Origin of the sequence: Streptomyces sp. McG3 (genome assembly GCF_018619185.1) — a bacterium.
GTDB lineage: Bacteria > Actinomycetota > Actinomycetes > Streptomycetales > Streptomycetaceae > Streptomyces.
Genome location: NZ_JAAXYC010000061.1, coordinates 25,254 through 33,630 on the forward strand (window position 1 = coordinate 25,254; position 8,377 = coordinate 33,630).

5 protein-coding genes are annotated in these 8,377 nt (G+C 72.2%); 2 read left to right on the forward strand and 3 right to left on the reverse strand.

Annotated elements, in window-relative coordinates; translation table 11 throughout:
* Positions 1 to 200: 200 nt before the first annotated feature.
* Positions 201 to 2,642: a DNA helicase PcrA gene (pcrA, locus tag HET64_RS13250; RefSeq protein WP_215105111.1), complete on the forward strand. Its 2,442-nt coding sequence runs from the start codon at positions 201 to 203 to the stop codon at positions 2,640 to 2,642.
* A 116-nt stretch (positions 2,643 to 2,758) separates the two neighbouring features.
* Here the strand turns inward: pcrA and HET64_RS13255 are convergent, their stop codons facing one another.
* Both HET64_RS13255 and HET64_RS13260 read right to left on the reverse strand, forming a co-directional pair.
* A complete protein-coding gene (locus tag HET64_RS13255; protein ID WP_215105113.1) occupies positions 2,759 to 4,513 on the reverse strand; it encodes a M23 family metallopeptidase in 1,755 nt (584 codons plus the stop codon).
* A 205-nt stretch (positions 4,514 to 4,718) separates the two neighbouring features.
* Positions 4,719 to 5,627 carry an alpha/beta fold hydrolase gene (locus HET64_RS13260; RefSeq protein ID WP_215105115.1) on the reverse strand — a complete coding sequence of 303 codons (909 nt, stop codon included), beginning with the start codon at positions 5,625 to 5,627 and terminating at the stop codon, positions 4,719 to 4,721.
* A 352-nt stretch (positions 5,628 to 5,979) separates the two neighbouring features.
* Here HET64_RS13260 and HET64_RS13265 point away from each other — a divergent pair, with 352 nt between their 5' ends.
* Positions 5,980 to 6,393, forward strand: a complete 414-nt coding sequence (locus HET64_RS13265; protein WP_003966859.1) for a cobalamin B12-binding domain-containing protein — start codon at positions 5,980 to 5,982, stop codon at positions 6,391 to 6,393.
* Between the two features lie 225 nt (positions 6,394 to 6,618).
* On the opposite strand, the gene HET64_RS13270 is transcribed toward HET64_RS13265, so the two are convergent.
* The gene (locus tag HET64_RS13270; protein ID WP_215105117.1) at positions 6,619 to 8,295 is read right to left on the reverse strand and encodes a DUF5691 domain-containing protein; all 1,677 of its coding nucleotides are present in this window, start codon (positions 8,293 to 8,295) and stop codon (positions 6,619 to 6,621) included.
* Between the last annotated feature and the right edge of the window lie 82 nt (positions 8,296 to 8,377).

Below are 8,377 nucleotides of genomic sequence, written 5' to 3' on the forward strand. Positions count from 1 at the left end.
TGGGAAGGACGATGAGCGATATGCCCGATACATTTTCGTGACCTTTCCGGATCGGGGGCCGGACACCCCCTCCGACCGGGCACTCCTTCACGGAACGTCGACGTCCGGTCTCCGTGCGTACGGGTGACGGTGTGGTGCGAGCGGCCCCTTCCCGCCTTCGGCGGAGAGTTGTCAGTCCGGCCGCCTAGACTCGGGAGGCGATGAGCAGCCTCTTTGACGACAGTTTCCTGACCGGCCTCCAGCCCGCGGAGGACGGCCCCCCGCCGCCCCCCGAGGACCACGCGCCCGAAGCGGTGCCGGAGGACCTCTTCGAGGGCGTCTACGACGCGCCCCCGCCGCCCCGGGACGGGTATTACCGGGACGGTCACCCGCGCCCGGCGATCGACGCCGCCGCGCTGCTCGACGGGCTGAACACCGAGCAGCGCTCCGCCGTCGTGCACGCCGGGTCACCGCTGCTCATCGTCGCCGGGGCCGGCTCCGGCAAGACCCGGGTCCTCACCCACCGCATCGCCCACCTGCTGGCCGAGCGCGGCACGCACCCCGGGCAGATCCTCGCGATCACCTTCACCAACAAGGCCGCGGGCGAGATGAAGGAGCGCGTCGAGCAGCTCGTCGGCCCCCGCGCCCACGCCATGTGGGTCATGACCTTCCACAGCGCGTGCGTCCGCATCCTGCGCCGCGAGTCGAAGAAGCTCGGCTTCACCTCGTCGTTCTCGATCTACGACGCCGCCGACTCCAAGCGCCTGATGGCCCTGGTCTGCCGCGACCTCGACCTGGACCCGAAGCAGTTCCCGCCGAAGTCCTTCACCGCCAAGGTCTCCAACCTCAAGAACGAGCTCATCGACGAGGAGACCTTCGCCGGGCAGGCGACGGACGGCTTCGAGAAGACCCTGGCCCAGGCGTACGCGCTCTACCAGGCCCGCCTGCGCGAGGCCAACGCCCTGGACTTCGACGACATCATCATGACGACGGTCCACCTCCTCCAGGCCTTCCCCGATGTCGCCGAGCACTACCGCCGCCGCTTCCGCCACGTCCTCGTCGACGAGTACCAGGACACCAACCACGCCCAGTACACGCTGGTACGGGAGCTGGTCGGCCCGGCCGGGGAGGCCGACGCCCCCGCCGAGCTGTGCGTGGTGGGCGACGCGGACCAGTCGATCTACGCCTTCCGGGGTGCGACCATCCGCAACATCCTCCAGTTCGAGGAGGACTACCCGAGCGCGACGACGATCCTGCTGGAGCAGAATTACCGCTCCACGCAGACGATCCTCTCCGCCGCCAACGCCGTCATCGAGCGCAACGAGAGCCGCCGCCCCAAGAACCTCTGGACCAACGCCGGCAGCGGCGCCCGCATCACCGGCTACGTCGCCGACACCGAGCACGACGAGGCGCAGTTCGTCGCCGACGAGATCGACCGGCTCACCGACGCGGGCGACGCCAGGGCGGGCGACGTCGCCATCTTCTACCGGACCAACGCCCAGTCCCGTGTCTTCGAAGAGATCTTCATCCGCGTCGGCCTGCCCTACAAGGTCGTCGGCGGTGTGCGCTTCTACGAGCGCAAGGAGGTCCGGGACGTCCTGGCCTACCTCCGGGTCCTCGCCAACCCCGAGGACACCGTCCCGCTGCGCCGCATCCTCAACGTCCCCAAGCGCGGCATCGGCGACCGCGCCGAAGCGATGATCGACGCCCTGTCGATGCGCGAGAAGATCTCCTTCCCGCAGGCACTGCGCCGCGTCGACGAGGCGTACGGCATGGCCGCCCGCTCGTCCAACGCCGTCAAGCGCTTCAACACGCTGATGGAGGAGCTGCGCACGATCGTCGAGTCCGGTGCCGGCCCCGCCGTCGTGCTGGAAGCGGTCCTGGAACGCACGGGCTATCTCGCCGAGCTCCAGGCCTCCACCGACCCCCAGGACGAGACCCGCATCGAGAACCTCCAGGAACTCGCCGCCGTCGCCCTCGAATTCGAGCAGGAGCGCGGCGACGAGGAGGGTGCGGGCACGCTCGCGGAGTTCCTGGAGAAGGTCGCGCTCGTCGCCGACTCCGACCAGATCCCCGACGAGGACGAGGACGGCTCCGGCGTCATCACGCTGATGACCCTGCACACGGCGAAGGGCCTGGAGTTCCCGGTCGTCTTCCTCACCGGCATGGAGGACGGCGTCTTCCCGCACATGCGGGCCCTCGGCCAGACCAAGGAGCTGGAGGAGGAGCGCCGCCTCGCGTACGTCGGCATCACCCGCGCCCGCGAACGGCTCTATCTGACCCGGGCCGCGATGCGCAGCGCCTGGGGCCAGCCCTCGTACAACCCGCCCTCGCGGTTCCTGGAGGAGATCCCGGAAGCGCACCTGGACTGGCGGCGCAAGGGGCCGATGGCCGCCCCCGCGGGGCCCACCTCCGGCATCACGTCCTCGCTGTCCTCCTCCCGCTCCCGCTCCGGCCCCTCGGGCTTCGCGACCCGGCGCGGCGGCGCGGAGAAGCCGACGGTCACCCTGGTGGCCGGGGACCGGGTCACGCACGACCAGTTCGGGCTCGGCACGGTGACGGCCGTCGAGGGCTTCGGCGACCAGGCCAAGGCCACGGTCGACTTCGGCGACGAACGCCCGAAGAAGCTGCTGCTGCGGTACGCGCCGGTCGAGAAGCTGTAGACGGGCCGGGCGCGGGCGATCCGGGCAGGCAGGACAGACGAAAGCGGGTGGGAGGCCTCGGCCCTCCCACCCGCTTTCGTGATGCCGCTTTCGAAACCCGTTCTCGTGATGCCGTCTCAGCTCGGGTCGATGCCCTTGCTGCGCAGCCACGCCAGTGGGTCGATCGCCGAACCGCCGCCCGGCCGGACCTCGAAGTGCAGGTGCGGACCGGTGGAGTTGCCCGAGTTGCCCGAGTACGCGATCACGTCGCCGGCCTTCACCGGGCCCGAGCGGATCTTGGTGCTGCTGAGGTGGCAGTACCAGGTCTCGGTGCCGTCGGCGGCGGTCACGATCGCCATGACCCCGTACGCGCTGTTCAGCTGGGTGCGCACGGTGCCGTCGGTCGCGGCCATCACCGGAGTGCCGTACGAGACGGGGAAGTCGATGCCCGAGTGCACGGACATCCAGTTGACGCCCGCCTGGCCGTAGTAGGCGCTGAGCCCGTGCTGCTTGACCGGCAGGACGAACTTGGGTCGCAGCGCCTCGCGGCGTGCGGCCTCCTCCTCGCGCTTCTTCTTCTCCGCCGCCTGCCGCTCCCGCAGGTCGATGCGCTCCTGGGTGCGGCTCGCGCGCTCACGGAAGTCGTCGCTGCCCTCGGAGAGCTGCTCCAGCTGGCTGTCCAGCCGGTTGTTCGCGGCGACCGGCTTGACCGTGCTGGGGTCGGCCACCGCCAGTGATGTGGTCGTCTCCTCCGGCTTCTCCTCGCCGCCGGGCATCCCGCCGACCGAGGCGGCGGCGATGCCCGCGACGCTCATCACGCAGGCGGAGGGCACCGCGACGGTCAGCAGGGCGGAACGCTTGGCGGGAGAACGCCGACGGGCCCGGTTGCGCGGGGCGGGGGGACGGACGGCGGTGCGGTTCACGGAGTGCGGGGAGGGGGAGCCGTCGCCGGCTTCCGGCTCCGGCACGGCGTCCGGTGCGAGGGCGGCGAACTCGGCGGTGGAGTGGTGGCCGGTCTCCGGTTCCTCGGCCGTCCCGTCCGCTTCGGCCGGCACCCCGGGCGCTGTCGCGTCGGCCGGCTGCTGTTCGTACAGCGGGTGCGACGTCTGTTCGGGTTCGTACGCGGTGTCCCCGGGCGTGGCGCCGGAGTTCCACGCGGTCGCGTCGTAGGCGCCCGTGTCGTACGTCCCCGTGCCGTAGGAAACGGTGCCGTAGGCGCCGATGTCGTACGCACCGGTGTCATGGGTGCCCGCGTCGAACGTGCCGGTGGTGAAGGCGGTGGTGGCGTACGTCCCGGTGTCGGCGGCGACGGCCGTCGAGCCGTACGCGCCGGTCGGGTACGACCCGGTCCCGTAGGCGTCGGCGTCGTGGACGCTGTCGGCCCCGTACCCGGTACCGGCCGGGTACGTACCGGTGTCGTAGGCGTCCGTCCCGTACGCCCCGGTGCCGTACGCCTCCGTGGCGTACGCGGTGTCCGTGCCGTACGGGGCGGCTGGGAAGCCCGTGGTGGGGAACGCGCCGGTGTCGGCGGTCGCCCACTGGCCGGTCAGGTTCTGGTCGGCGACCTGTTGCCAGGCCCCGGAGGTGTCCCACTGCTGCGGGGCCTGTTCCTGGGCGGCGTAACCGTCGTAGGCGGGTGCCTGCTGTGCGCCGGTGCCGGTGTTCCACGCGGAGGAGTCGTACTGGCCGCTGTGGTCCGGCTGTCCGGTCGCGTACGTCGTGTCGTAGCCGGCGCCGTAGGTGGTGTCGCCGTATCCGGCGGCGGGGTGACCCGCGTCGTAGCCGGTGTCGTGGCCGCCCGGAAGGGAGCCGAAGAGCGGGTCGGTGTCGAAGCTGCCGGTCGATCGGTCGTCGTACCCGACATGCCCGGCGTGGGGGTGCTGGTCGTTCACCAACTTCTCTCTCGCCTCGGCAGCAGGACTGTTCTGGGTCCCGGTCAGGGGAGTCCCAGGGGGAAGCAGTGGCCGCGACTGTACCCGGCGGTATGTGAGGACGACAATCTTCGACAGGTTTTGCGTTCGCAGGAAACGGGCAATCGGCCGTCTTTCGGTGGACGGCAGGCGCAGCCTTGGCCCTACGTTCGACTGATGTTCTATTTCAGGCCGCGGAAGTCGCCCCGGTGGAGGACCCGGTGACGGTGGCGGTGTCCTCTCCGGCCTCCGGCGCCTCAAGAGCCTCACGGATCGCGGCGGCCACCGTCGGGTGCACGGGCAGGGCGAGGTGTCCGATGCCGGTGACGCGTACGTTCACCGCGTCGAGGTCGGGATGATCGACGCACGCGGTTCCGACCGGAACCATCACCTGGTCCAACTCGCTCCAGAAACTCACGAACCGGGTGCGGCAGCCGGGAGCGGGGGCGCGCAGTTCCTCGATCACGGAGGAACCGCCGCGCATCTGACGCACGATGGGGTGAACGCCCGCCCCGGGGGCGACGGCGGTGCCCCCGTGCGGGGTTCCGAGCGTCACCAGAGTGCGCACCCGCCGGTCACCGCCGAGTCGCTGTACGTAATACCGGGCGATCAGGCCGCCGAGGCTGTGCCCGACGACGTCGACCCGGCTGTGCCCGGTGCGCTCGCAGATTTCCTCCACGTGCCGCCCGAGCAGTTCGGCGGCGATGCGGATGTCGCGGGTCAGCGGCGAGTAGTTGAGGGCTTCCAGATGGCGGTGGCCGTGCCGGGTCAGTGCGCGCCGCAGGACGACGAACACGGAACGGTTGTCGATGAAGCCGTGCAGCAGGACGACGGGCGGCGCGGCGGCGGGCGCGACCGGCAGGGCGGTGGCCTCGGGCGGAGTGGTCCCGCCGTGATCCGGGCCGTCGGCGCCGGTGCCCGCCGGCCGGGCCGGCGGGCGGGGGGACGGGCGGCGCTCCGGGGTGAGGCCGAAGGGGTAGGCGACCAGGTGCCCGGCGAGGACGGCGAGCTCCAGCGCCGTGGCGCCGAGCAGCGCGGACGACAGCCGGGGGCGCGGCAGGCGGGGCAGCAGGGAGAGGAGAGGGAGGAGCTTCACGGCCGACCTCCTGCACTGGCGTACGGGGATGCGGCTCCCGTCCCCGTATGCCCTCATGGGGTGTCTCCGCGAGGTGTCTCCGCGAGGATCGCGGACCTGCGGGCCACGGGAGCCGCACCACCGTGCCGTGCGGCTGGCGGCGCGGTGGTACGGCAACCTCGTGGCGGCTCTCCTGGGGGTGTCCGATCGGTGTCCGATCGGACACCTACGGGTCGACGACGCCGGGCGAACACGTCCCACATGTGATTTCCCCCTCCCGGCCTGCCGCGAAACAGCGCCTTGCGGGATGCTGTGGATAACGTTCGTTCACATCCCCGGCCCTTCAGGCGCGGGAGACCAGGTGGAGGCAGTGATGGGTGTGACCGGTCCGATCCGTGTGGTGGTGGCCAAGCCGGGACTCGACGGCCACGACCGCGGGGCCAAAGTCATCGCGCGGGCGTTGCGGGACGCCGGTATGGAGGTGATCTACACGGGGCTCCACCAGACGCCCGAGCAGATCGTCGACACGGCGATCCAGGAGGACGCCGACGCCATCGGCCTGTCGATCCTCTCCGGGGCGCACAACACGCTGTTCGCCAAGGTGATCGAGTTGCTGAAGGCCCGGGAGGCGGAGGACATCAAGGTGTTCGGCGGCGGGATCATCCCGGAGGACGACATCGCGCCCCTGAAGGAGCTGGGTGTGGCGGAGCTGTTCACCCCGGGGGCGACGACGACCGAGATCGTCACGTGGGTCAACGCCAACGTCCGCCAGGCCGCGCAGGCCTGAACACCGACCCCGGAGCGGGCCCGCTGCGTAGGGGCCCGCGCGGGCGACGGCGATTCCGTCGCCGTCCCGGGCCGTCGCCCCCGTACGTGCCCGCGTTCTCGCTGTAGCTGTAGCTGTAGCTGTAGCTGTAGCTGTTGCCGTCGCCCGCGTGCTCGCGTTGTGGCCGTCGTTGTCGTTGTCGCTCGTCACGACGGTGGGCGGCTCCGCTCCGCTTCCCCCGCGGCATCAGGACATCAGTTCCGCCTCCATCGCGGCGCGCAGCCGCAGGGTGGAGACCAGGCGCTGGAAGGCTTCCGACCAGTAGCCGCCCGCCCCCGGCGATGCCCCTTCCTGCTCGTCCTGCGCGGCCGTCAGGACCTCCAGCCGGTCGGCCTCGGCCGGATCCAGGCAGCGTTCCGCGAGGCCCATCACTCCGCTGAAGCTCCAGGGATAGCTCCCGCCGTCCCGCGCGATGTCGAGAGCGTCGACCACCGCACGCCCGAGCGGCCCGGCCCAGGGGACCGTGCACACCCCGAGCAGCTGGAACGCCTCCGAGAGGCCGTGTGCGGCGATGAACTCGGCGACCCAGGAGGCGCGTTCGGCCTGCTCCAGGATCGCGAGGAGCTTCGAGCGCTCGGCGATCGAGGCCGTCCCGGGGCCGCTCGCCGGGGGAGCCGAGGGGCGCCCGAGCAGGGCCCGGGCCCACTGCGGATTCCGCTGCCGCACGGCCGCCCGGCACCAGGCGGCGTGCAGCTCGTCCGCCCAGTCGTCGGCGACGGGCAGGGCCACGACCTCCGCGGCGGGACGTCCGCCGAACCGCTCCTCCCAGATGCCCAGCGGGGTGGCCTCCACCAACTGCCCGAGCCACCAGGACCGTTCGCCCCGGCCGGTCGGCGGGACCGCGGCGACGCCGTCGCGCTGCATCGCCGCGTCGCACTCGTGCGGCGCCTCCACGGCTATGGAGGCGGCGTCCCCGGTACGGTCCGGGTTCACGCAGGACATCGCGCGGGCCGCCATCCGTCCGGCGAGCGCCGACTCGGGCAGGGCGGAGAGCAGTTCGGCGGCGGTGGCGCGGACGTTGCGGCTGCGGTCGGACAGGGCCTGCTCCAGGAACGTCTCGTCGTCGCCCCCGAGCCCGGACCGCAGGGAGTCCAGGAACATCAGCCGGTCCTCGGCCCGTTCGGCCGGCCAGGTGGTGGCGAGCAGGGCGAGCGCGGTGGGCGGATCCTGCGCCCGTACGGCGTCGAGCAGCGCGACCCGCTCCGCGAACAGCCCTTCCTCCCACAGCCGGCCCACCGCTTCCGGGTCCGTGATGTCGGGGTGGAGCGCGCCGCTCGCCGCGCCCCGCAGGGCGAACTTCCAGTCGGGGTTCAGCCCGGCCAGCCACAGACCGCGCGGCCCGGCGAACGCGAGCGCCTGCGGGCGCAGGTCCGTACGGGCGCGGGCGGCGTCCAGCAGCGCCGGCAACAGGGCCGCCGGGGCACGGAACCCCTTCCGGTTGGCGGTGGCCAGCCACTGCGGAATCAGCTCGGTGAGATCGGGGGCGGCCCCGCGCCGCCCGCTGCCCGAAGGCGCGGCACGGTCGGCCAACAGGTGGGCGAGCCGGTGCCAGGCGGCCTCGGGGAGCGCCGGGCGGGGATCCGGTGCGGCGGGCTCGGGCCGGGCCTCCGGCACGGCCGGAAGCAGCCCGGCCCGCTGCCGCACGGTATGCAGCGCGGCGGCGTCCAGCAGGGCCGCGGGCGCATCGGCCGGTGCGGGGCCGCCGCGTGGCGTCGGGGGACGGCGGTCGGTGCCCAGGAGCGCCGAGGTGACGAGCTCCTCCCAGGGGAGGGAGTCGACGGAGGCGCAAGCGGCGGCGGTAGCAACGGGGGCGGGGTTGTCGGTGTCGGTCGCGGTGGCGGTGGTGCTGGTCGTGCGAGGCATCTTTCCCCTCCAGCGGCAGGAATGCGCGGATGTCGGACTGGGACGGCGGACTGATGGCGGGGAGGTGCGGCGGGCAGGGGAC